Annotated in this window: 20 protein-coding genes; 10 read left to right on the top strand and 10 right to left on the bottom strand. The window is 70.9% G+C overall.

Translation table 11 applies throughout. The features are described from left to right. Positions 1-11: 11 nt before the first annotated feature. Positions 12-1,880: a translational GTPase TypA gene (typA, locus tag E1193_RS18140; RefSeq protein ID WP_132184382.1), complete on the bottom strand. Its 1,869-nt coding sequence runs from the start codon at positions 1,878-1,880 to the stop codon at positions 12-14. Between the two features lie 106 nt (positions 1,881-1,986). Here typA and E1193_RS31970 point away from each other — a divergent pair, with 106 nt between their 5' ends. Both E1193_RS31970 and E1193_RS18130 read left to right on the top strand, forming a co-directional pair. Then, on the top strand, positions 1,987-2,514 hold the full coding sequence (locus E1193_RS31970; RefSeq protein WP_207922751.1) for a hypothetical protein: 528 nt from the start codon (positions 1,987-1,989) through the stop codon (positions 2,512-2,514). Positions 2,515-2,816: 302 nt separating this feature from the next. Further along, positions 2,817-3,680 (top strand): hypothetical protein, encoded by an 864-nt coding sequence (locus E1193_RS18130; protein ID WP_132184380.1) that lies wholly within the window; start codon positions 2,817-2,819, stop codon positions 3,678-3,680. Between the two features lie 580 nt (positions 3,681-4,260). Here E1193_RS18130 and E1193_RS18120 read toward each other — a convergent pair. The 4 genes from E1193_RS18120 to E1193_RS31965 all read right to left on the bottom strand — a co-directional run bounded on the left by E1193_RS18120 (position 4,261) and on the right by E1193_RS31965 (position 5,959). Continuing rightward, positions 4,261-4,977 (bottom strand): DUF4386 domain-containing protein, encoded by a 717-nt coding sequence (locus E1193_RS18120; RefSeq protein WP_132184379.1) that lies wholly within the window; start codon positions 4,975-4,977, stop codon positions 4,261-4,263. A gap of 79 nt (positions 4,978-5,056) precedes the next feature. Continuing rightward, a complete protein-coding gene (locus E1193_RS18115; RefSeq protein ID WP_132184378.1) occupies positions 5,057-5,281 on the bottom strand; it encodes a helix-turn-helix transcriptional regulator in 225 nt (74 codons plus the stop codon). Positions 5,282-5,283: 2 nt separating this feature from the next. Further along, the gene (locus E1193_RS18110) at positions 5,284-5,703 is read right to left on the bottom strand and encodes a hypothetical protein (RefSeq protein ID WP_132184377.1); all 420 of its coding nucleotides are present in this window, start codon (positions 5,701-5,703) and stop codon (positions 5,284-5,286) included. Positions 5,704-5,803: 100 nt separating this feature from the next. Then, positions 5,804-5,959: a hypothetical protein gene (locus E1193_RS31965; protein ID WP_165945768.1), complete on the bottom strand. Its 156-nt coding sequence runs from the start codon at positions 5,957-5,959 to the stop codon at positions 5,804-5,806. Between the two features lie 277 nt (positions 5,960-6,236). Between E1193_RS31965 and E1193_RS18105 the strand changes: the two genes are divergently transcribed. Beyond that, entirely contained in the window at positions 6,237-7,121 is an 885-nt protein-coding gene (locus E1193_RS18105; protein WP_132184376.1) for a hypothetical protein, read from the top strand. 69 nt (positions 7,122-7,190) lie between these two features. On the opposite strand, the gene E1193_RS18100 is transcribed toward E1193_RS18105, so the two are convergent. Then, the gene (locus tag E1193_RS18100) at positions 7,191-7,394 is read right to left on the bottom strand and encodes a cold-shock protein (protein WP_088975147.1); all 204 of its coding nucleotides are present in this window, start codon (positions 7,392-7,394) and stop codon (positions 7,191-7,193) included. A gap of 183 nt (positions 7,395-7,577) precedes the next feature. On the opposite strand from E1193_RS18100, the gene E1193_RS18095 reads away from it, so the two are divergent. The 3 genes from E1193_RS18095 to E1193_RS18080 all read left to right on the top strand — a co-directional run bounded on the left by E1193_RS18095 (position 7,578) and on the right by E1193_RS18080 (position 10,181). Next, the gene (locus E1193_RS18095; RefSeq protein ID WP_132184375.1) at positions 7,578-8,261 is read left to right on the top strand and encodes a 50S ribosomal protein L11 methyltransferase; all 684 of its coding nucleotides are present in this window, start codon (positions 7,578-7,580) and stop codon (positions 8,259-8,261) included. A gap of 133 nt (positions 8,262-8,394) precedes the next feature. Then, positions 8,395-9,021, top strand: coding sequence for a VTT domain-containing protein (locus E1193_RS18090; protein WP_132184374.1), 627 nt, complete (start codon positions 8,395-8,397; stop codon positions 9,019-9,021). A 953-nt stretch (positions 9,022-9,974) separates the two neighbouring features. After that, positions 9,975-10,181 carry a PASTA domain-containing protein gene (locus tag E1193_RS18080; protein WP_132184384.1) on the top strand — a complete coding sequence of 69 codons (207 nt, stop codon included), beginning with the start codon at positions 9,975-9,977 and terminating at the stop codon, positions 10,179-10,181. A gap of 295 nt (positions 10,182-10,476) precedes the next feature. Here E1193_RS18080 and E1193_RS18075 read toward each other — a convergent pair whose 3' ends face one another. Next, the gene (locus E1193_RS18075) at positions 10,477-11,478 is read right to left on the bottom strand and encodes an ATP-dependent DNA ligase (protein WP_132184373.1); all 1,002 of its coding nucleotides are present in this window, start codon (positions 11,476-11,478) and stop codon (positions 10,477-10,479) included. Between the two features lie 491 nt (positions 11,479-11,969). Here E1193_RS18075 and E1193_RS18070 point away from each other — a divergent pair, with 491 nt between their 5' ends. Beyond that, entirely contained in the window at positions 11,970-12,377 is a 408-nt protein-coding gene (locus E1193_RS18070) for a hypothetical protein (RefSeq protein ID WP_132184372.1), read from the top strand. Positions 12,378-12,407: 30 nt separating this feature from the next. On the opposite strand, the gene E1193_RS18065 is transcribed toward E1193_RS18070, so the two are convergent. Then, the gene (locus tag E1193_RS18065; RefSeq protein WP_132184383.1) at positions 12,408-13,058 is read right to left on the bottom strand and encodes an MBL fold metallo-hydrolase; all 651 of its coding nucleotides are present in this window, start codon (positions 13,056-13,058) and stop codon (positions 12,408-12,410) included. A gap of 8 nt (positions 13,059-13,066) precedes the next feature. Then, a complete protein-coding gene (locus tag E1193_RS18060; RefSeq protein WP_132184371.1) occupies positions 13,067-13,786 on the bottom strand; it encodes a maleylpyruvate isomerase family mycothiol-dependent enzyme in 720 nt (239 codons plus the stop codon). A 177-nt stretch (positions 13,787-13,963) separates the two neighbouring features. Here E1193_RS18060 and rsgA point away from each other — a divergent pair, with 177 nt between their 5' ends. From rsgA to E1193_RS18045, 3 genes are all read left to right on the top strand, one after another. Beyond that, positions 13,964-15,043, top strand: coding sequence for a ribosome small subunit-dependent GTPase A (rsgA, locus tag E1193_RS18055; protein WP_132184370.1), 1,080 nt, complete (start codon positions 13,964-13,966; stop codon positions 15,041-15,043). 281 nt (positions 15,044-15,324) lie between these two features. Continuing rightward, the gene (gene uvrA / locus E1193_RS18050; RefSeq protein ID WP_132184369.1) at positions 15,325-18,264 is read left to right on the top strand and encodes an excinuclease ABC subunit UvrA; all 2,940 of its coding nucleotides are present in this window, start codon (positions 15,325-15,327) and stop codon (positions 18,262-18,264) included. A 132-nt stretch (positions 18,265-18,396) separates the two neighbouring features. Continuing rightward, positions 18,397-18,882: a Rieske 2Fe-2S domain-containing protein gene (locus tag E1193_RS18045; RefSeq protein WP_132184368.1), complete on the top strand. Its 486-nt coding sequence runs from the start codon at positions 18,397-18,399 to the stop codon at positions 18,880-18,882. 45 nt (positions 18,883-18,927) lie between these two features. Here the strand turns inward: E1193_RS18045 and E1193_RS18040 are convergent. Continuing rightward, on the bottom strand, positions 18,928-22,065 hold a 3,138-nt coding region (locus E1193_RS18040), incomplete at its 5' end, for a penicillin acylase family protein (RefSeq protein WP_132184367.1).

The following is a 22,065-nucleotide window of genomic DNA, read 5'->3' as shown; positions in this document are numbered from 1 at the left end:
GGGCGGGTGTGTCAGCCGGCGTGCTTGCGGCGGGCGGCGGTGCGGGCGCGCTGCGTCTGGTCGAGCACGACCTTTCGGATGCGTACGGCGGCCGGGGTGACCTCGACGCACTCGTCCTCGCGGCAGAACTCCAGCGCCTGCTCCAGCGACAGCTTGCGCGGAGGGATCAGCTTCTCGGTCTCGTCGGCCGTCGACGAGCGCATGTTGGTGAGCTTCTTCTCCTTGGTGATGTTGACGTCCATGTCGTCGGAGCGGGAGTTCTCGCCGACGATCATGCCCTCGTACACCTCGGTGCCCGGCTCCACGAAGAGCTGGCCGCGCTCCTGGAGGTTGGTCATGGCGAACGCGGTGACCGCGCCCGCCCGGTCGGCGACCAGCGAGCCGTTGTTGCGGGTACGCAGCTCGCCGAACCAGGGCTCGTAGGACTCGAAGACGTGGTGCAGGATGCCGGTGCCCCGGGTCTCGGTGAGGAACTCGGTGCGGAACCCGATCAGGCCGCGCGCCGGCACCAACCACTCCATCCGGATCCAGCCGGTGCCGTGGTTGACCAGCTGCTCCATCCGGCCCTTGCGGGTCGCGAGGAGCTGGGTGATCGCGCCCAGGTACTCCTCCGGGGCGTCGATGGTCAGCCGCTCCACCGGCTCGCAGGTCTTGCCGTCGATCTCCCTGGTGACGACCTGCGGCTTGCCGACGGTCAGCTCGAACGACTCGCGCCGCATCTGCTCGACCAGGATGGCCAGTGCCAGTTCGCCGCGACCCTGCACCTCCCAGGCGTCCGGCCGCTCGGTGGGCAGCACCCGCAGCGACACGTTGCCGACGAGCTCCTTGTCGAGCCGGTCCTTCACCATCCGGGCGGTGACCTTGGCGCCCTTGACCCGGCCGACCAGCGGCGAGGTGTTGGTGCCGATGGTCATCGAGATGGCCGGCTCGTCAACGGTGATCAACGGCAGGGGCACCGGGTTCTCCGCGTCGGCGAGGGTCTCACCGATCATGATTTCCGGGATGCCGGCGACGGCGATGATGTCGCCCGGGCCGGCGGAGTCGGCGGGCTTACGCTCCAGGCCCTCGGTCATCAGCAGCTCGGAGATGCGGACCCGCTGGGTGCTGCCGTCGGTGCGGCACCACGCCACGGTCTGGCCCTTGGCGATGGTGCCCTGGCGGACCCGGCACAGCGCGAGCCGGCCGAGGAACGGCGAGGCGTCGAGGTTGGTGACGTGCGCCTGAAGCGGCGCGCCCTCGTCGTACGCGGGCGGCGGGATGGTGTCCAGCAGGGTGCGGAACAGCGGCTCCAGGCTGTGGCTGTCGTCCGGCACCGCACCACCGGCGGGCTGGGCCAGCGAGGCGATGCCGTCGCGGGCACAGGCGTAGACGATCGGGAAGTCGATCTGCTCCTCGTCGGCGTCCAGGTCGAGGAAGAGCTCGTAGGTGTCGTCCACGACCTCCTTGATCCGGGCGTCGGGCCGGTCCACCTTGTTGATCACCAGGATGATCGGCAACCGTGCGCGCAGCGCCTTGCGCAGCACGAACCGGGTCTGCGGCAGGGGACCCTCGCTGGCGTCGACCAGCAGCACCACCCCGTCGACCATGGTCAGGCCCCGCTCGACCTCGCCGCCGAAGTCGGCGTGCCCGGGGGTGTCGATGATGTTGATGGTGACCTGCTCGGACCCGTCGGCCGGCATGTATCGCACGCCGGTGTTCTTGGCCAGGATGGTGATGCCCTTTTCCCGCTCGAGGTCCATCGAGTCCATGACGCGCTCGGTATCCTCGCCGCGGGCGCCGTAGGCGCCGGCCTGCCGCAACATGGCGTCGACCAGGGTCGTCTTGCCGTGGTCGACGTGGGCGATGATGGCGACGTTGCGGAGGTCGGTGCGAAGCTGCATACCCTCCATACTCCTGTCTGCGGTTGCCGGGGCACGTGCCGGGGTCACCCCCGAGACCCGCCCGGATCTCTGCCGAAGCTGCTGTTCTGACCGTTCCAGCGGCAGCATGCTGGCCCTGGTGTTGCCCGGGGCCGGGATGCGCGAGCTGCCGACGTCACCGCAGGGCCCGCCGACCCTGGTGATCTACCTGGTCGCCGCGACGACTTTCGCGGGCGAGGCCGCGGTGATCATCAATCGGCTGGTGCCGGGAGAGGCGACCCTGCTGCTGGTCGGCTTCCTAGCGTACGCGGGTCGACCCCGGCGCGTCCGGGCGCTGCGGGTGATCCCGGCGGTCGTGACGGGCGACACACCGGGGTCACCGCCGGCCGTCGATACGGGGCCACGACCGGGCGATGATCGAATTTGTCCGCCCGCCACCGCGGATCGGCGACCTGGCATCTGGTCTCGCCCGCCCGTGGCCGAACGGGGATGGAGGGCCGGAACCCGGACATGGCCGATGATCGACTGGTTGGCGCGGGCCGGGCGCATCGGCGCCGCCGAGCGGGTGCGCCGGCGCGGCGCCATTGTCACCGTCACCGCGATGTCCGCCCTGCTTGCCAGCTCGGTGGGGGAAACGCCGGCGAACTCGGCGTAGACGCACAGGTGGCGGGCCAGTGCCCGGCGGGCCGGTGGGGCCTGCCGACTTCCAGCGGCAAATGCCTCGGAATTACGGGAGTGGATCGGCTCAAGCCGGTCGCTGCAGGCGGACTGACGCGCCACCTCCCAGGGGCCGGTTGGACCCACTATGGGGTTCAATCGGCGCCGGGCTCGCGAGGGGTGACCGTGTGTTGCATGCTGTCTGGCATGCGGTCACCGGACGATCACCGCTCCCGATCGAGGATCCGACGCGACGAGCGGGGACGGATCGTCATCAACTCCTGGACCCACCCTCTCGCGGTGGCGTTCCTGGCCGGACTCTGCTCGCTGATTCTGCTGTTGCTGGCACGTCTGACCCTCTCCGGACGTGCCGCGTCGGTGGTGACCGGCCTGCTGGCGGTGGTTGTCTACTGGGCCCTGCCCTACGCCTATCTCGGACGGGAGCACTCTGTTCGTGAGGACAGACGTCTGCTGGGGAAGGTGCGGATACATGATGCGCTGAGCGTCGGGGACGTTCCGACCCATCCCTGGTGGTGGAAGGAAGGGGGCGAGCCCGGCCGACCCCTCATCCGCCTGGCCGTGCTGGCGACCGTGCCGGTCAGCATCGCGTCCCTGGCCTTCCACAGCTGGGTGATCAGCACAGCCACGGCGGTCCTTCCGGACCATCATCCGTATCTCCCCGTTCCAGACGGTGACCTGCCCACGCTGCTGTGGGGCGTGGGCTGGTTGGCGTCCTTCGGCGCACTGTTCTGGGCCCGCTCGACGCGACGCAAAGCCTTCCGGGACGCCGTTGACGCCCTGGTCGAGCGGGAGAACCTCGATCCTCACCTGTCAGAACGGGACCACCTCCACCGGGAGACGATGGAGTTGGTCCGCCAGCGAGCGGAACTCGGCAGCATCCTGGAGAGCCTGCGGGAGACTGACGTCGCAGCGCGTTCCGAAGGGGTGCCCCCGGGCCTCAGAGTCACCCTGGATCGTCTCGTGCGGTTGACCGAAACGGCGCTTAGCAGCACTGCCGTAATTCTGAAACGAGATCAGGAGACCACCGAACGAGCTGATGCCGAGAGGCGGCAGAACATCCGCCGCGAGCGGTGGATGCTCGTCGTCGGAGCCCTCGCCGGTCTGCTCCTCGCCATCCTCAGCCACCAGGTGGGGCTTACCTGAGGCGCGCGAACATCCCTCAGCCAGGGGCGGAACCGAGGACTTCTCGGTCGCTGCCGGGCAGCGGTGTGATGAGCACGCGGAGATCCTTCACCCCAACCACCTGGCACGCCACCCTGAAACACCGCCCCAGGGCGGGGCCATTCGTGGGCAGGCGGTGAGCTCGGCCCGACACCATGCCGGGCCCGCGGCGAGCGCGCGACCGGGCCGGCCGGTCGCGCCGATGCTCGCGCCCCGGTCGATCAGGTACCCGAGGGCCCGGGCTTTGTCCATGAGTCGAAGTGGGATGGGTGGCGTGCGATCGTCTTCCGGGAAACCGACGGGGCGTACGTCCAGTCCCGGGCGGTCCGGAACCTGACCACCTGCTTCCCTCACCAGTAGATAAGTAGCCGATGACAGCGTGTTTAACATCTATATGTGTCTATGTTACTGACGGTGTGGATGTTGGTTAATGGTTGCGATTCGCCGATGCTCTGCTCTGGCTCGTCTTGGACGTGGCGGATGGCGATCCATGCTCGGCGCCCACATGACCTCCGCGGTCGGCTGGAGCCGACCCCGGAGGTCATGGCGACGTCCTCCGCGGTCAGGGAGTGACTGCGGCCGCGAGGGCATCGGGAGGGCCCGGCTGCGGGACTTTGACGCCCTTGATGAGCAGCCAGAGCAGCATCGAGACCTCCGCAACGGCGGCTGGGGTGACGGCGTAGGGGCTCAGTGCCGCGCCCAGGTCGGGGGCGGTGAACCGGGCGAACGTGTCGACGAGGTAGCCGAAGCAGCCGACCGCGAGCAGGACCCCGATCACGCGCGGGATCATGCCGGACCGATAGACGAGGTAGCCCATCGGGAGCAGCCACAGGCCGAAGAAGATCTGCGTCATGAGGTATCCGTGGTGGTGCAGGTCGAGCATGAGCAACACCAGCGCGTCGGAGCCCTGCCCGCTGAACGGGCCTGTGTGGGCGGCGTCGCTCACCTGCAGCGCCTGGTACTGGTGCGCCAGGTTGAGGGCCATCATGGCGGCGGCGACCGCCAGGAAGGCCACCATCGTTCGGGCCGCGTTGGCGTGTACGTGTCTGAGTAGTAGGTAGAGGGCCATCGCCGTGAACAGCCCAGTCGGGACGGCGACCAGGTCGGCCACGACGCTGGCGCGGACCAGGCCGGCATGGGTCGCGACGTTGGCCGCCGTGGTGACGGCGTCGCCGGCTTTGTACACCGTGGCGCGCACGATCTCGGCGAAGGCGCCGCAGACGCCCGTGATGAGGTAGAGCAGTCCGGCGATACGGGCGAGGCGTCGAGGGGTGGGCACGGGTTCCTCCCTGAATTTGGGTGTGACGGGCCGGGCCCGCAAGGTGATCTCCTCGCGCGCCGGGTGTGGTGGTGGGTGGCTAGTCCGCGGAGTCTGGGTACCCGAAGACGTCGTCGAGCGGCACGTCGAAGACCCGGGCGATCTGGAAGGCCATCTCCAGCGACGGTGAGTACCGACCCTGCTCGATGGCGATGATGGTCTGCCGGGTCACCCCGATGCGGTCGGCCAGCTCCGCCTGCGTCATTTCGCCGTTCGCGAACCGCAGGCTTCGGATCGAGTTCGTGACCCTTGTGGGCTTGACCATGGCTAGATTCCCCGGCGGTACGAAACGATCTTCACGATCGACGAGGTGAGCGCGGCCAGCACGAACGCCAGGTACAGCGTGTTGGCGATCCAGAAGTGGGCGACCTCCGCCATTGCCAGGGCGAGCGGGACGATCGCGGCGATGCTCATGACGTAGAACCCGACGTACTCGCCCAGCCGGTGGATCTGCCGGTCTCGCTCGTCCGTGCGGTCGGCCTCCTTCGGCGAGGCGATGGCGGCTGCGATGCTGGCGACGATACCCAAGACGATCCCGGCACCGATGGCGGTGAGCATCGGGCGTACGTACGCGATCGTCGCGACGTCCGCGCCCGGCGCCATCGACAGGACGGTGATGAAGTAGACCGCGGAGACGCCGGCGGCGACCACGGCGTAGATCCAGGAGCGCTTCTCTTCGGAGGACATGTCCAGCTCCCCGCTATAGAAAACCTGACATGACGAAGGTAAAAGAACCCAGACCTGATGTCAAAAATTTTTTACACACCCGCGGTCTCGTCGAGGATGCTCAGCGGCGGGCGGCGGAGTCGACCCGGGTCCGCCGCCGGCCGATCCACCGCCTGAGGGCGACCACCGCCGCGATCAGCAGCAGGAGGACGGCGACCTGGCCGCGGATCGACATCTGAGGCGCCCGGTCCCCGGACGGGGAGACTGCATTCGTCACCCTCCGCAGTGGAGGTCGGGGTGCTTTCCTGCCCAGCCCGGTCTGTTCTTGTCGCTCCCAGCAGTCTCCCAGGTTCGAGCCATCTGAAGAAAGGTCCTCTGACCTGGGCATTTACCTGTCTCAACGGCTAACGTGCGGATAGGCCCGACGACGTGCAACCAACGGTCGAGCTCATCCCCGACCGAGATTCCGCTACGTGGAGTCACTATCGGGCTCGACCTGTGACCTGACGCTGAAGCAGCCGGAGTCTCGGGGGCGGCTGCGGAAGGGGGACTCCATGACAACGGCCCCGGCCAACCTGCTGGCCGTCCGCCGGCTCCTGCTCGACAGCCTGAACGTCGACCCGAACACAGTACGCGGCGAAGACCTGGAACCCGCCGAGGTCGGTATCGTCGGCGACCCCGCGCACCGGGGCGGCTACCACTGCGGATCGGACCGGGTGGTGACCAACGACTACTCGGTCGTGGAGTCCTCCCGGGACTCCGCCGGCCTGACCCTGTACGCCTCGGCGCTGGACGTCGGCACGTTCCAGGTGCTCTCGGCGGGGCGTACCCACGACCTGCGCACCTTCTCCACCTGGTGCGTCGCCCAGTGCGTGGCGAACGCGCCGGACAGCCGCGACATCCGCGAAATCATCTACTCCCCGGACGGGAAGACGGTCCGGCGGTGGGACCGGCTGAACAGGCGAACCAGTGGGGACAGCTCCCACCTCTGGCACACCCACTTCAGTTTCTTCCGCGACTCGACCAAGGCGAACCGGGACCAGACCCCGCTGTTCCGCCGTTACCTGACCTCCATCGGACTGCTGAAGGAGAACGACATGACCCCCGAAGAGCACGCCTGGCTGGAGAGCGTCCACAAGAACCTGACCGCGCTGGACGGCCGTAACCCGCTCGGCCAGATCTACACCCGGATGGCGATGGGTGAGGACCACACGGTCCCGTCGTACGTGTCACAGCACCCGACACTGCGGTCGCTGGCCGCGCAGCTCACCGCGCTGCAGAACGCGTTGACCGCACTCTCGAACAAGGACTACACCGACGAGCCGGCGATCGTCCAGGGCGTGCTCGCCGGCCTCAAGCCGGAGAGTATCGCGGCGGCGATCCCGCCGACCATGGCCAAACAGGTCGCCGACGAACTGGCCAGACGCCTGGTGGCCTGACCGCGCGGTGCGGCGGCCCGGGAACGCGCAGTGGCGGCGGCCGGTCCGGCCGCCGCCACCGGCACGGACCTACAGCGGACGGACGTTGTCCGCCTGCGGACCCTTCTGACCCTGGGTCACCTCGAACTCGACCTTCTGCGCCTCCTGCAGTTCCCGGTAGCCGCTGCTGGCGATCGCCGAGTAGTGGACGAAGACGTCGGGACCCCCGCCGTCCTGCTCGATGAAGCCGAAGCCCTTTTCCGAGTTGAACCACTTGACCGTGCCGGTTGCCATGCATCTCTCCCTGTTCACGTCGGGAGACCCCGCCGCGGCGGACGATCCCCCTGTTCCACCCCGACAGTAACCGGCCGGCCCCACTTTTGCCGGCCGAAGTGCCGCAAGGCGGTCACCGGAAAAACATCGCGACCCGCGGCGGAAACAGCGCGTCGGGCGGCCGGGGTCCGGCATGCTCGACCGGTGAATGGACCGAGCACGGCGGCGCTGGCCGTCCTGGAGCGAGAAATCGAGGCTCCGGGCGACGGGCTGGACCGCCTCCGGCTGGCCCCCACCCCGTTCGTGCCCGAGGTCTGCCTGCACCTGGCCGAGGACGCGATCGTCTGGTGGGCCCGGATGGAGGCGGCGGCCGGGCGTACCCTGCCGCCGCCGTACTGGGCGTCGGCCTGGGCCGGCGGCCAGGCGCTCGCCCGACACCTGCTCGACCACCCCGAGCTGGCCTCGGGACGCCGGGTGCTCGACCTGGCCGCCGGGTCCGGGCTGGTGGCCATCGCCGCCGCGCTGGCCGGCGCCGCCCGGGTCGTCGCCAACGACATCGACCCGTACGCGGTGGCGGCGGTTACCGTCAACGCCCGGGCCAACGGGGTGACGGTGGCGGCGACCGGAGGTGATCTGCTCGACGGCGACGGCGCTGGCGTCGACCTGTTGTTGGCCGGGGACGCCCTCTACGACGGCGAGCTCGCCGGCCGGGTGTTGCCGTTCCTGCGCCGGGTCGCCGCCACCGGCGCGGACGTGCTGGTCGGTGATCCCGACCGGGGCCACCTGCCGGCTGCCGGCCTGGAGGTGGTGGCGAGCTATCCAGTGCCCACCACCGAGCCCTCCGTCGATTCGCCGATCCGCCGGGTACAGGTGCTCCGGTCCCGCTGACCGGCTCCCGGGAAAGCGGGCCCAGGCGGGTGTTCGACCAGGGGGGGGCAGGTGGTGACCCCGAGACAGAATCAGGGTCGGGTGGGGAATTCGACGGAGGCGCCGGCCCCGGGCCGGCCGTACCGTCGACACCATGTCGAATATCATCGCCCAGCTCGGTGAGCTGCCCACCGGTCTGTTGGTGGGGATGCTGGGGCTGGTCATGCTCGCCGACGCCGTGCCGCTGCTGGGCGTGCTGGTCCCCGGCGACGTCGCGGTCCTCGCGGCAGTGGGGGTGGGCCACCCGGCAACCAGCGCGGTGACTATGGCTGCGGTGGTGGTGGGGTGCGTCGCCGGCTGGTCACTGAGCTTCCTCGCCGGGCGGGTGTTCGGCGACCGGCTGCGGCGCGGCCGGATCGGCGGTTGGATCGGCGAGGCCCGTTGGGCGACCGCCGAGCGTGTCCTGCGGGCCGGAGGCGGGCGGATGGTGCTGGTCGCGCCGTTCCTGCCGGTGCTCAACGCCCTGCTGCCGCTGGCCGCGGGAGGGATGCGCATGTCGTACCGGAGGTTCGTCGCCTTCGCCACGGCGGGCGCGGCGCTCTGGGCCGGCCTCTACCTGGCGTTGGGGACGGTGTCGCGGTCCCTGGCCGTGCTGCTGCCCGGCGACGGCGACCCGGTGCTCGTGACGACGGTGGTCGGCCTGGCGTTGGCCGGGGTGGCGGTGCTCGGCGCCCGCCGTCGGCTCCGGACGATCGTCGCCGGCGCAGCCAGGGCGAGCTGATCGCCGCCCGGCCAGGTCACCAGCCCCGCGCGATATATCCGTTTTCCTGGTGATGACTGCTGTACCTGCGGCGGCTGGCGCTGCCAGGTGCAAGCTGGTCGACGGGCCGGACCGGGGCACGCGGCCACGTCGGTACGGCGGGCGGCGGTTCCGGTGCGGTTCCGGCCCCGTGGCCGGTGGGTAGACGGCCGGAGGTGTTCGTTCGGCAGGTGCCGCGATGGGTGAGGGTTCGGCGGTTGCAGCGGATCGGTCGGACGGTGAAGGATCCGGTGAAGCAGCGGCGGGCGATCGTGGTGTTTCGACGCCTTGTCCCCAAAATGGAGCGGGGCGCACCGAGACGGATCGATGAGCAGACCCGCGTCTGACCTGTGGCATCGCCCGGTGCGACCCCCGCTTCCTCGGCCGGCCGTTCTCCTGTTGGTCGCGTCGGCGAGTTCGGGCCGTTGAACCTGCGACCCCGCCCCGGCCGCGCCTGGCGCCCGCAGGGCCAGCCGGTGCGGCTGCGGGCCACCGACACCCGTAGCCAGGGGTCGGTCGTCAACCTGACACCCCAACATCCGAACGGGCAGGTGACGACCCATACCACCCGCCGCCACACTCCATCGGTGACCAACCAACCACCGGCTCCCGCATGGCCCAGCCCGCCACCAGCACCCCGCCGGAAACTCGGCACCGGCGCCATCATCGGCATCGCGGCAGGCGCGCTCGTGTTCGTCTGCTGCGGACTCACCGGCGTCGCCGCGATCTTCGGCGGGGACACGCCGGCTGCGAAGCCGTCGCCGACCGCGGCGGCGGTCGCAGACAGCCTTCCCACGCCCGCTCAGCCGTCTGTGGAGCCGACCACGGATGCTCCGACCACGGCGCCGGCTGAGACCAGCACAGCGCCTGCACCACCGCCGGTTGAGCCCACGACGCCGGCGGCCCCAGCGCCGCCGCCGGTGGTGACGTTGACCATGCCGGACCTGAAGGGACTCAACGCGGCCGTCGCTGACGACAAGCTCCGCAAACTCGGGTTCACGAACGTGCAGTACGGCAGCCAGGACGAGAAGGACAAGCTGGTGCTCATGTTGGTGAACTGGACGGTGACGAAGCAGTCCGCCAAGGCGGGCACGAAGCTCGCGGCGGATGACCTGGTCGTGGTGACCTGCACCAAGCAGTGACAGCGGAAGCCCCGGCCCTCATCCGAGGTGCCGGGGCTTCGTAGCAGCTACCTGTCCACGGATGGTCGCTTACCACCCGGGCAGGTTGCCCGACTGCCCTGCGGCGGGTTGCAGGGGCCGGTAGATGTGCGGGGTGGTGGCCACGGGGGGATCCTTCACGCTGGACGAGGGTGTCACGTGGGGAGTGGGCCAGCGGGCCGACGGCTGTTCACCGCGGCAGCGGATCGGTGCGAGGGCAGAGATGACCGGCTGTGCCCGGCGGCTCAGGCCAGGCACCCCCCGCTTCGGGCCGGGTTCACGGCTCGCCGAAGTAGCCCTCATCCTCACCCAGCAGCAGCGGCACGTCGTACACCGACAGGTCCGGTCTCGTCCGCGCGTACCGCACCCGATGCCGCCACCGCTGATGCTCGAACGCCGTGTCCACCTCCACCTCCACCACCACCGTCGGCTCCACCTGCGCGTACCGCAGCGGCTCCGGCCGCTCCAACTGACCTGACCACGTGGCGGGCAGCGGCTGCGGCCACGGGTGGACCACGACATCGCGGCGCGGCGCGGACGGCAGGGGACACAGCTGCGCGGCGAGATCCACGCGCTGCTCGACGTTGACCGGGTGGGTGCGTCCGGTGTACCGCAGCCGGCCGCGACGGTCGAACCTGCCCAGCAGCACGGTGTCGGGATTGCTGATGCTGCCGGTCACCCCGCCGACGATAGCTTCGGTGACGAGCCGGGTGCGGAACTTTGACCAGCCTCTCCGGCCCGGCTCGTACCGGCCGTCGAGCCGTTTGCTGACGACTCCTTCGATGCCGGTGGCGACGGTCCAGTGGGTCAGCCAGTCGGCGACCTGCCGCATGTCGGGGGTTTGCGGCGTCGCGGTGAGGGAGTGTGGGGCGTCGGCGAGCAGCCGTTCGAGGCGTGCCCGCCGCTGCGACAGCGGTAGGTTCAGGATGACGTGGCCGCCGACGTCGGCGAGCAGGTCGAACAGCACGTAGTGGGCGGGGCACTCGTGGGCCAGGCGGAAAAGGCCGCGGCCGGCGGTGACGCGCCGTTGGAGTTGCGCGAAGTTGAGTCGGCCTCGCTCCCACGCGATGAGTTCGCCGTCGAGAACCACGCCGGGTGGGATGGTTTGTCGGATCGCGCGGGTGATGTCGGGGAAGTAGGTGGTGAGATTCCGGCCTGCCCTGGATTGGATGTACACGCCGTCGGGTTCGCGGAAGACCAGGGCACGCCAGCCGTCCCACTTCGGTTCATGCACCAGGCCAGGGCCCTCGGGTACGGCGTTGACTGGTGTGGCGAGCATGGGAGCGACTGGGCGCCGTAGTGCCGGTTCGGCGTGGGCGCTGGCCCGGCGGGCGGGGTTCACCGCCGGCCCTGCCCGTGCCGGCCGTGAACGTGCTCCATGTTCGCCCCCCCCACGGTCATCGTGGGGGAGAGCCGGGCTGCCGGGGGTGAAGATCCGCGACAACGGATCCATCCCAGCGTGGCAGTGCTCGGAGGCCGCCGCGCGGATGTTGACGTCAGTCGTTACCGTCGTGCCTCATGGGGGCCTTGAAGCCGTGGCATGTCGCTGTCGCCACCCTCTGTTGCCTTCTGCCGTTGACTGCTGCGGTGGCGGGCGGGGCGTGGGCGATCATGAAGCGCCGTCGAGGCCGCTGACCGGTCATCAGGGATCACCGGTCGATGGCCGGGACGTTACACACCCGTATCGGATCGCTGATAGTGATCACCGAGACGCACCCCGTAGTTTACCCAGGGTGGCCGCACCAGGCGGCCAACACCTCGGGAGGCACCATGCGCAGAGCCAAGACGTGGAGGCCAGCCACCGCTGCCGCCGCGATGCTCCTCGCCACCGCCGGCACCGTCGCCGTAACAGCGTCGCCAGCCGCAGCCGCCACCACGATCAGCGGCCGGATCACCTGCGGCGCGAACTCGCAGGGCCGGGTCGTCGGCATGTGGGTGTCCACCAACGCGGGCGGTAACGGCTGGGCGTCGTGGTCGGCGACCTCCGACCCGATGATCGCCAACTATTCGAAGGCGATCCCGTCCAACGCGACCAGCGTGAGTGTGGCGGTCGGCTGTGGTGGCAGTCCGTCGAGTTGGGCGCGCACCTACTACGGGTCGACGAGGGTGTCGTCGGGCGGCGGCGCCGCGTACAAGGATTGGATTTGCTACACGTACGGCGCGGACGTCTGCGTCTAGCAGATGCGGGGTCCCGTAACGCGAGCGCTCCTACCAGCCGCGCGCCCACCATTGCCCGATCGACGGCCGTTCGTTACCGATGGTGGAGTCATCACCGTGACCCGGGTAGAACCACGTCTCATCCGGTAGACGACCGAAGACCTTCTCTTCGAGGTCGCCCATGAGCTGCGCAAACTCGTCCGCGTCGGTTGTCCTCCCAGGGCCTCCGGGGAAGAGGGAATCCCCGGTGAACAGGTGCGGCGCGCCGGCCGGGTCGCGGTACAGCAGCGCGACGGAACCGGGGGTGTGGCCCTTGAGGTGGATGACCTCCAGGGTCTGGTCGCCCACCCGCACCGGGTCGCCGTCGGCGAGCGGCTCCGCCGGGATGGGCAGCCCCTCGGCGTCGTCGGCGTGCACCAGGGCGCGGGCGCCGGTCTTGGCGACGACCTCCTCCAGCGCCACCCAGTGGTCCATGTGCTGATGGGTGGTGACCACGGTGGCCAGCCCGGCGTCGCCGACGAGTTCCAGCAGGCGGGGGGCCTCGTTCGCCGCGTCGATCAGCACCTGCTCGCCGGTGGCGCGGCAGCGCAGCAGGTAGGCGTTGTTGTCCATCGGGCCGACCGACACCTTGGTGACGGTGAGTCCGGTCAGCTCGCGGACGGCGGGTGGGCCGCCGGCGGTGACGCTTCCGGTGTAGCTCATGGCGATGTCTAGATCCATTCCGGTGGGGTCGGCAGCGGACCGTCCGGGGTGACGGTCAGGGTCTCGCCGCGGCCGCGGCCGATCAGCCAGGCGACCAGCTCGGTGGGGGAACCGGTGACCACGGGAGCGCCCTCCGGCTCGCCGACCACCAATTCGTGCCGCGTGCCGTCGAAGCGCAGCACCATCGGCGGGGTGTCCGCGCGGCCGGCCAGCCCGCTGACCACCTCGTGCAGCAGGTGCTGGGCGAACGCCTGCGGCCAGTCCGCCGGCCGGTAGCCGGTGGCCAGGTCGACGTGGTGCACCTCCACCTCCCGCAGCCGGCCCCAGACCAGCATGGCGGCCGGCCACGGTTGGCCGCGCCAGGTCTCGACCACGGCGCCCCATGCCTCCACGGGCATGGCGGCGACCGCCTCGGCGAAGCTCTCCGCCGAGCGTCGCAGGTCGTCCAGCTGGCCGGCCGGGGGTCGGGTGGCGCCAGTGGCGATGTCGGCGTCGCGGGCGGCGGGGCTGGCGTACTGCGGGATCCGCTCGCCGGTACGCGCGGAGGTGAGGAGGTTGACGAAGCCGTCGGCGTTGCGGGCCAGGTGGGTGAGCACGTGGCCGCGGGTCCAGCCGGGCAGCAGCGACGGGGCCGCGAGGTCCGCGGCGTCCAGGGTCTCGGCGGCGCGCAGGAGCCGGGCGGTGGCGTCGTCCAGCTCGCCGGTCAGCAGAAGCGGATCCGTGGTCACGAACCGACCCTAGCGTCCCTCCGGTCGTCGCGTCGCCGGGGAAATCGCTTTCGGCGCGTCGGCGCGCGCCCTACGGTCGGTCACGACGTGGCGCCGGGTCGACGGACGGGGGGGTGAGCATGTCGGTCGTAGCACGGCTGTCCCGCCATCACCAGCTCCGACACCGATGAGGACGCGATGAAGATCGATCTTGCTGCGCTCGGCCTCGACGCCGGGTGGGCGGCGTACGCGCGCCGGCGCCCCGACCGCCGCCCGGGCCGGGTGGCCCGGGTGGACCGGGGCGTCTGCACCGTGCTCTGCGCCGACGGCCCGGTGCGAGCCAGCCTCGGCCCGGGCGTGCTCGCCGCCGCGGCCCGTGACCTGACCGCCCTGCCCTGCGCGGGCGACTGGGTGCTGCTCGCCGCCTGGCCGGACGGGCCGGTGACCGTCGACTCCGTGCTGCCGCGCCGGACCGCGCTGATCCGGCGTACCGCCGGCCGGGATGCCAGCGGGCAGGTGCTCGCCGCGAACCTCGACGCCGCCGCGGTGGTCGAGCCGGTACACCCCGAGCCCGACGTCGCCCGGATCGAGCGGCTGCTCTCCCTGGCACACGAGTCGGGGGCCCGTCCGCTGGTCGTGCTGACCAAGGTCGACCTGTCCGCGCGCCCGGAGGCGGTGGCCCGGCAGCTGGCCGCCGTGGCGCCCGGGGTGCCGGTGCTGCCGGTCAGCGCGGAGCGGGGCGCCGGCCTGGACGCGCTGCGGCCGTACGTCGCCCAAGGGCTGACGCTCGGCCTGCTCGGCCCGTCCGGGGCGGGCAAGTCGAGCCTGGTCAACGCCCTGGCCGGGGCGACCGTGATGCCGACGCAGGCGATCCGTCGGGTCGACGGCAAGGGCCGGCACACCACCACCTGGCGGGCGCTGGTGCCGGTTCCCGGCGGCGGGGCCGTGCTGGACACCCCGGGCGTACGCGCGGTGGGCCTCCTGGACGGGGCTGCCGGGCTGGACCGGGCGTTCGCCGACATCGCGGACCTGGCCACCGGCTGCCGGTACGCCGACTGCGCGCACGAGGCGGAGCCGGCCTGCGCGGTGCGGGCGGCGCTGGAGGGCGGGGAGCTGTCCGCCCGGCGCTGGGAGAGTTGGCGCCGGTTGCAGCGGGAGGTGGCGTACCAGAGTCGCCGCCGGGAGGTGCGGCTGGCCGCCGATCGGCGCGGTGGCGGGCGGGGCGGTCGGCACCGCACCGCCCGTCCGACCCCACCCCCGTCGCCGCGCGCCCGCTGAGCCGCTCCGGCTCGGCCGCGGGTGCTTTCGGATCGGGTAACGCTGCGGGACACGACACCCGAGTGGGCTGTCCCGCAGCGCCACCGGATCATGGCGGGCGCGCGGGCCGGTCGGCCGGTTGAGCAGGGGGAATGTGTGCGCGCCGGGAATTGTCGTACCTCGGGGCTAGAGTTGATCGGGCGTCTTTTCTGCGCCGCAAACCGCTCAGACCCGCTCCGAGCGCACAGACCCGCTCCGAGCGCACACCCGCCTCACTTTCTTCTTCCGGGAGCACACGCACCGTGGCCGACCGTCTGATCATCCGTGGCGCGCGCGAGCACAACCTGCGTGACGTCAGTCTCGACCTGCCCCGGGACGCCCTGATCGTCTTCACCGGGCTCTCCGGTTCGGGCAAGTCGAGCCTGGCCTTCGACACGATCTTCGCCGAGGGACAGCGCCGGTACGTCGAGTCGCTGTCGTCGTACGCCCGGCAGTTCCTCGGCCAGATGGACAAGCCCGACGTCGACTTCATCGAGGGGCTGAGCCCCGCGGTCTCCATCGACCAGAAGTCGACCTCACGCAACCCACGGTCCACCGTCGGCACCATCACCGAGGTCTACGACTACCTCCGCCTGCTCTTCGCCCGCGTCGGCGAGCCGCACTGCCCGGTCTGCGGCGAGAGGATCTCCCGGCAGAGCCCGCAGCAGATCGTCGACCGGGTCCTCGCCATGGCCGAGGGCACCCGGTTCATGGTGCTCGCCCCGGTGGTCCGCGGCCGTAAGGGCGAGTACGTCGACCTCTTCGCCGAGCTGCAGTCGAAGGGCTACGCCCGCGCCCGGGTCGACGGCGTGGTGCACCAGCTCACCGAGCCGCCGAGGCTCAAGAAGCAGGAGAAGCACACCATCGAGGTGGTGATCGACCGGCTCAGCGTCAAGCCGAGCGCCAAGCAGCGGCTCACCGACTCGGTCGAGGCCGCCCTCGGCCTCTCCGGCGGCCTGGTCCTGCTCGACTTCGTCGACCTGCCGGAGGACGACCCGGAGCGGGAGCGGCGCTACTCCGAGCACCTGGCCTGCCCGAACGACCACCCGCTGGCCATCGAGGATCTGGAGCCCCGGGTCTTCTCCTTCAACGCCCCCTACGGCGCCTGCCCCGAGTGCACCGGCCTGGGCACCAAGAAGGAGGTCGACCCGGAGCTGCTCGTCCCCGACCCGGAGCGGACCCTGCGCGAGGGCGCGATCCAGCCCTGGGCGACCGGGCACAACCTGGAATACTTCCTGCGCCTGCTGGAGGCGCTCGGCGAGGCCGAGCACTTCGACGTGGACACGCCGTGGCGGGCGCTGCCGTCGCGGGCGCAGAAGACGATCCTGCACGGCTCCGGTGACCAGGTGCACGTGCGCTACCGCAACAAGTACGGCCGCGAACGCTCCTACTACACCGGCTTCGAGGGCGTGGTGCAGTGGATCGAGCGCCGGCACTCCGACACCGAGTCGGAGTGGTCGCGGGAGAAGTACGAGGGCTACATGCGGGACGTGCCCTGCGCGGCCTGCGGCGGGGCCCGGCTCAAGCCGGAGGTGCTCGCGGTCACTCTGGCGGGGCGGAGCATCGCCGAGGTGTGCAACCTCTCGGTGGGGGAGGCCGCCGACCTGCTCGCCGGCATCGAGCTGACCGACCGGCAGAAGATGATCGCCGAGCGGGTGCTCAAGGAGATCAACGCCCGGCTGAGGTTCCTGCTCGACGTCGGCTTGGACTACCTCTCCCTGGACCGTCCGGCCGGCACCCTCTCGGGCGGCGAGGCGCAGCGCATCCGGCTGGCCACCCAGATCGGGTCGGGCCTGGTCGGCGTGCTGTACGTGCTCGACGAGCCGTCGATCGGCCTGCACCAGCGGGACAACCACCGCCTGATCGAGACCCTGCTGCGGCTGCGCGGCCTCGGCAACACCCTGATCGTGGTCGAGCACGACGAGGACACCATCCGGGTCGCCGACTGGATCGTCGACATCGGGCCGGGCGCCGGTGAGCACGGCGGGAAGATCGTGCACAGCGGCTCGGTGCCGGCGCTGCTGGAGAACGCCGAGTCGGTCACCGGGGCGTACCTGTCCGGGCGCAAGTCCATCCCCACCCCCCGCCGGCGTCGTCCGCAGACCCCCGGGCGTGAGCTGGTGGTGCACGGCGCGCGTGAGCACAACCTGCGCAACCTGACCGTGTCGTTCCCGCTCGGCCAGCTCATCGCGGTCACCGGTGTCTCCGGTTCCGGCAAGTCGACGCTGGTCAACGACATCCTGTACGCGGTGCTCGCCAACCAGATCAACGGCGCCCGGCTGGTCCCGGGTCGGCACACCCGGGTCACCGGCCTGGAGCACGTGGACAAGGTCGTCGGCGTGGACCAGTCGCCGATCGGCCGGACGCCGCGGTCCAACCCGGCCACCTACACCGGCGTCTGGGACCACGTCCGCAAACTGTTCGCCGAGACCACCGAGGCCAAGGTGCGGGGGTACGGCCCCGGCCGGTTCTCGTTCAACGTCAAGGGCGGTCGGTGCGAGGCGTGTTCCGGTGACGGCACCATCAAGATCGAGATGAACTTCCTGCCGGACGTCTACGTCCCGTGCGAGGTCTGCAAGGGCGCCCGGTACAACCGGGAGACCCTGGAGGTGCACTACAAGGGCAAGACCGTCTCCGACGTGCTGGAGATGCCGATCGAGGAGGCGGCGGAGTTCTTCTCCGCCATCCCGGCCATCCACCGGCACCTGAAGACGCTGGTCGACGTCGGGTTGGGTTACGTCCGCCTGGGCCAGCCCGCCCCGACGCTGTCCGGCGGCGAGGCGCAGCGGGTCAAGCTCGCCGCCGAGCTGCAGAAGCGCTCCACCGGGCGGACGGTCTATGTGCTCGACGAGCCGACCACCGGCCTGCACTTCGAGGACATCCGCAAGCTGCTGATGGTGCTGGAGGGCCTGGTCGACAAGGGCAACACGGTGATCACCATCGAGCACAACCTCGACGTCATCAAGACCGCCGACTGGCTCATCGACATGGGCCCGGAGGGCGGCCACCGGGGCGGCACGGTGCTCGCCACCGGCACGCCGGAGGAGGTCGCGGAGGTGCCCGAGAGCCACACCGGCCAGTTCCTGCGGCCGATGTTGAAGCTCGACGGCGAGGCCAAGGGGGCCAAGGCCGCCACCACCCGGGCGGCGAAGGCCAACGGGGCCACGTCGCGTACCCGCAAGGTGCCGGCCGGGGCCCGCTGAGCCGTACGGCGGGCGGGTCGGGATGCCGCCGCGCCCGTCGCCGATCAGGTGAACCCTCGGGCACAGTGGTGCGTGTGCAGGGGTGCGGCCGGATCCACGGCCGGCGGCGGCACGTCGAGAGAGAGGCCGAGGATGAGTGACGATGAGGTGCTGACCGGGCCGGGCGCGCAGACGCGCCGGGCCCTGCTCGCGGGCGCCGGCGCGGTCGGGGCGTCGGTCGTACTGGCCGCCTGCGGCGGCGACGACGAGCCGGCAGCCCCGCCGGCGTCGGGACCGACCAGCGGTGGGGCGGGCGTGACCGGCGCACCCGGCGCCGGTAGCCGTGACGGCACCGCCCCGCTGGCCCGGACCACCGACATCCCGGTCGGCGGCGGGGCCATCTTCGTTGAGCGCGGCGTGGTCGTCACCCAGCCCACCGAGGGCGAGTTCAAGGGTTTCGACCCGATCTGCACTCATCAGCGGTGCCCGGTGTCGAACGTCGACGGCGGCACCATCAACTGCACCTGTCACAACAGCAGGTTCGCCATCACCGACGGCGCGGTGAAGGAGGGGCCGGCGACCAGACCGCTGCCCGCCAAGCAGATCAAGGTCGAGGGAGGCCAGGTCTACCTGGCCTGACGGAGCCCGGCCGGCGCGCTGACCCCGCGCCGGCCGGACCCCCGTTCAGCGGGCGTACACCGCCATCTCGTACAGCGAGAAGCCGTAGGAGGTGGCCCGGGTCAGCCCACGCATCCGCACGTACCGGGCGTTCTGTGCCGGGAACGCGATCACGTCGCTGCCCCCGTCACCGGCCGTGGTCGACCAGACCTCCCGCCAGGTGCTGCCGTCGGTGGAGACCTCGATCCGGTACGACCGCGCGTACGCGGCCTCCCAGGTCAGCGCCACCCGGCCAACCTGTCGGGCCGAGCCCAGGTCGACGGTGAGCCACTGGTTGTCGGCCCGCTCGCTGGCCCAGCGGGTGTCGAGGTTCCCGTCCACCGCCCGCGCGGCACCCTGGAGGAACTCGGTGCTGGACGCCGTGACCGGCCGGCCGAGGGCCAGGTTGGTCGACGGCCGGTCGCCGCGCCGGGCCGGGAAGGAGACCACCTGCTGGTAGGTGGGCCGGTTCTGCCAGGCGGTGATGGCGTGCTTGATGCCGCCCAACGGTATCTGGACGATCGCGTCGGCGCACCACTGGTCGCCGGCGGCGCATTTGCTGTCGCCCGGGTAGGTCGTGGCGGCCGGGGTGGCCGCCGCGGCGCGCAGCGTGTCGAGCAGGACCTGCCGGCATCCGGTCAGGCTGCCGTTGCCGCAGTAGGTGCGGCCGAGGCCGCCCCGTACCGGGTCGCCGAGCACCGCCCGCAGGTCCTTGTCGACCCAGCCCCACCAGCCGTACTGCAACGCCGAGCCCTTGTGTGCCTGGGCATCGTTGGCCGAGGTGGGCAGGTCGGACAGGTCGCCCCGCTGGTGGCCGGAGGGAGACTCGTTGATCTGCAGGGCGTTGACCAGCGACTGGTAGAGGTCCGCGCCGAGCGGGGCCTTGAACATGCCCCTGACCAGCAGCGGCCACCAGGCGTCGAAGGTGCGGATCGCCTCCGCGTGCTGGTACACCTTCGAGCCCTTGGCGGTCTCCACCCGCAGACCGCCGGCCTGCCGCCACGCCTTGAGCCGGCTGACCTCGCCGGCCAGCGCGCTGTCGGTGACCGGCTGGCTCTCCAGCACCCGGATCAGCTCGTCGAGCACCTCGACCGCGCGCAGGTCGGTCAGGCCCGCCTGCTGTACCAGTGACACCAGCGAGGCGCGGTCGAACTTCCGGCCGGCCGCCAGGGCGGCCTTCATCGGCCTGTCCAGCAGGTCGCCCCGGTGTACGGCGCCGAAGCTGAGGTTGCCGTCGGCGGCGCCGAAGTCCTTGGCCTGCTTGTTGTTCCAGCTGATGTAGTAGTCCTGGTTCACCGAGCGGGGGTGGGCCGACAGCGGGGCGTAGGTGGCGGTGTTCGTCGCCGGGTGGTAGCCCTGCCACTCGTACGCGGGTTCGGCCTTCATCGGCAGGTTCGGGTTGCTGCCCGCGGCCCGCACCGGGTTGAGTCCGGAGTTGAAGTACGCCGACTCGGTGGAGTTGACGTAGAACCAGTTGAAGGCGTACTCGACGTTGTTCGCCGAGGCCATGAAGGCGTCCGCCGAGCCCATCGCGGCCGGGTCGTTGAACATCTGGAACCCGACCGCCGAGTCGGCCTCGTGCTGGTAGGTGGAGCGGAGCTGGGTGAACGCGTGCGGTCGGCCGCCGACCGTGCCCCGCCAGGAGACCAGCCCCAGCTTGGTGCGCCAGGCGACGAGCTTGTACGACCCGGCGGGGGTGCCGTCGGCGACGGTGGGGTTCCACTTGTTGACGTGCGCGATCTCCTCCATGGGCAGGCAGGCGCCACGGTAGAGGTAGTGGTTGCCGGCCAGCGTCGGCGTGCTGCCGTCCGGGGTGCACAGCGGCACCGCGTAGGTGTCGGTGATGTCGTGGATGGAGGAGGTGGCGCTCCACGCGTAGTCCGGCCCCCGGCCGAGCAGCACGTAGAGGTTGAGCCCGGCGAAGGCGGCGCCGCGGGCGCTGATGCCCGGGCCCTGCAACTCCTGCACCATCAGCAGCTGGGGGGAGAAGTAGCCGGTCTGCGGGCCGAACACGGCGATCGGGTGTCCGGTCGTGGAGTGGGCGCCGCTGACCAGGACGGCGTTGGACATGCCGCGGTGCTGCGAAGAGATGGTCAGCCCGGACAGCGCGGCGGCCAGCTCGGAGGAGTTGGTGGCGGTGGCGCCGGCGGCCGAGCCGGTCTGGTCGGTGACCACCGGCTCCACCCGGGCGGAGCCGGCGTCGGGCAGCACCACGCTGGGCGCGTCCGGTGACGCCGCGCCGTACGGGAAGCTCTGCCCGTCGTGCAGGGTGAGCACCGTCTCCGGGTCGTTCTGGTGGCGGAAGGCGGTCCACACCTTGTCGCCCTCGACGGTGCCGTAGCGGGCGCGGGCGGCGATCCGCACCAGCGCCGACTGCATCTCGGTGCCGCCCCCGCCGCCGAAGAGGCCGCCGACCACACCGGCGATGGCGATCAGGTCGGTCATCTGGAACGGCTTGGGGCCGCCGGCGTTGGTGACCGAGTCGAGGTGTCCGGCGAGGACGTACTCGCCGGGGCAGTTCCGGTTGGCCATGCAGGTGCGGATGTAGGCGTTGATCCCGGCGATGTACTCCTGGACGTCGGCGTAGAGCTGCTCGCCGCGGGCGCCGCTCTTGACGCGCAGCGCCTCGATCTGCGCCCGCAGGTCGGTCTCGGTGTACGGGGAGGTCCGCCAGACGCTCTGCTCCAGGGCCCGGTTGCCGGGGTGGCCGCCGGCGAACGGGGTGAGGGTGCCGCGGCCGACGTGCCGCAGCAGGTCCATGGTGAACAGCCGGTCCTCCGCCCCGGCGTACCCGGCGCCGTACATGGTGCCGCCCCGGGTGGTGCCGGTGATGTGCGGGACGCCGGTGGCCTTGTCCCGCACGATCCGCACGTCGGCCCGGGGCGAGTAGTCGCGCTCGATCTGCCCGGGTGGCACGCCGAAGGAGGCGTCGTTGAAGAACGAGCTGATCTGGTCCTGCCGCAGGCCGGCGTAGGAGTACACCAGGTCGGCGTAGCGGCCGAGCTGGTCGGCGGAGTGCTTGGGCAGGGTGCCGAATGCCTGGTTGCCGAGCACCTCGACGAGGGTGGCGTTGCCGTTCTGGCCGGGTGGCAGGATGTCGCCGCACTCGCCGAGGCAGTAGTCGTCGGCGGCGAAGGTGGTGTTGGTGGGGGCGAGGGTGGTGGC

The sequence above is a fragment of the Micromonospora sp. KC606 genome, assembly GCF_004348675.1.
Classification (GTDB): domain Bacteria; phylum Actinomycetota; class Actinomycetes; order Mycobacteriales; family Micromonosporaceae; genus Micromonospora.
Note: the sequence above shows the minus strand (reverse complement) of the source record. Positions and strands in the feature narration are given on the sequence as shown.

Bases quoted from the DNA above. Each gene is read 5' to 3' on its own strand.
- typA (WP_132184382.1), bottom strand. From the start codon at position 1,880: ATGCAGCTTCGCACCGACCTCCGCAACGTCGCCATCATCGCCCACGTC.
- E1193_RS31970 (WP_207922751.1), top strand. From the start codon at position 1,987: ATGCTGGCCCTGGTGTTGCCCGGGGCCGGGATGCGCGAGCTGCCGACG.
- E1193_RS18115 (WP_132184378.1), bottom strand. From the start codon at position 5,281: ATGGTCAAGCCCACAAGGGTCACGAACTCGATCCGAAGCCTGCGGTTC.
- E1193_RS18110 (WP_132184377.1), bottom strand. From the start codon at position 5,703: ATGTCCTCCGAAGAGAAGCGCTCCTGGATCTACGCCGTGGTCGCCGCC.
- E1193_RS18105 (WP_132184376.1), top strand. From the start codon at position 6,237: ATGACAACGGCCCCGGCCAACCTGCTGGCCGTCCGCCGGCTCCTGCTC.
- E1193_RS18100 (WP_088975147.1), bottom strand. From the start codon at position 7,394: ATGGCAACCGGCACGGTCAAGTGGTTCAACTCGGAAAAGGGCTTCGGC.
- E1193_RS18090 (WP_132184374.1), top strand. From the start codon at position 8,395: ATGTCGAATATCATCGCCCAGCTCGGTGAGCTGCCCACCGGTCTGTTG.
- E1193_RS18080 (WP_132184384.1), top strand. From the start codon at position 9,975: ATGCCGGACCTGAAGGGACTCAACGCGGCCGTCGCTGACGACAAGCTC.
- E1193_RS18075 (WP_132184373.1), bottom strand. From the start codon at position 11,478: ATGCTCGCCACACCAGTCAACGCCGTACCCGAGGGCCCTGGCCTGGTG.
- E1193_RS18070 (WP_132184372.1), top strand. From the start codon at position 11,970: ATGCGCAGAGCCAAGACGTGGAGGCCAGCCACCGCTGCCGCCGCGATG.
- E1193_RS18065 (WP_132184383.1), bottom strand. From the start codon at position 13,058: ATGAGCTACACCGGAAGCGTCACCGCCGGCGGCCCACCCGCCGTCCGC.
- rsgA (WP_132184370.1), top strand. From the start codon at position 13,964: ATGAAGATCGATCTTGCTGCGCTCGGCCTCGACGCCGGGTGGGCGGCG.
- E1193_RS18045 (WP_132184368.1), top strand. From the start codon at position 18,397: ATGAGTGACGATGAGGTGCTGACCGGGCCGGGCGCGCAGACGCGCCGG.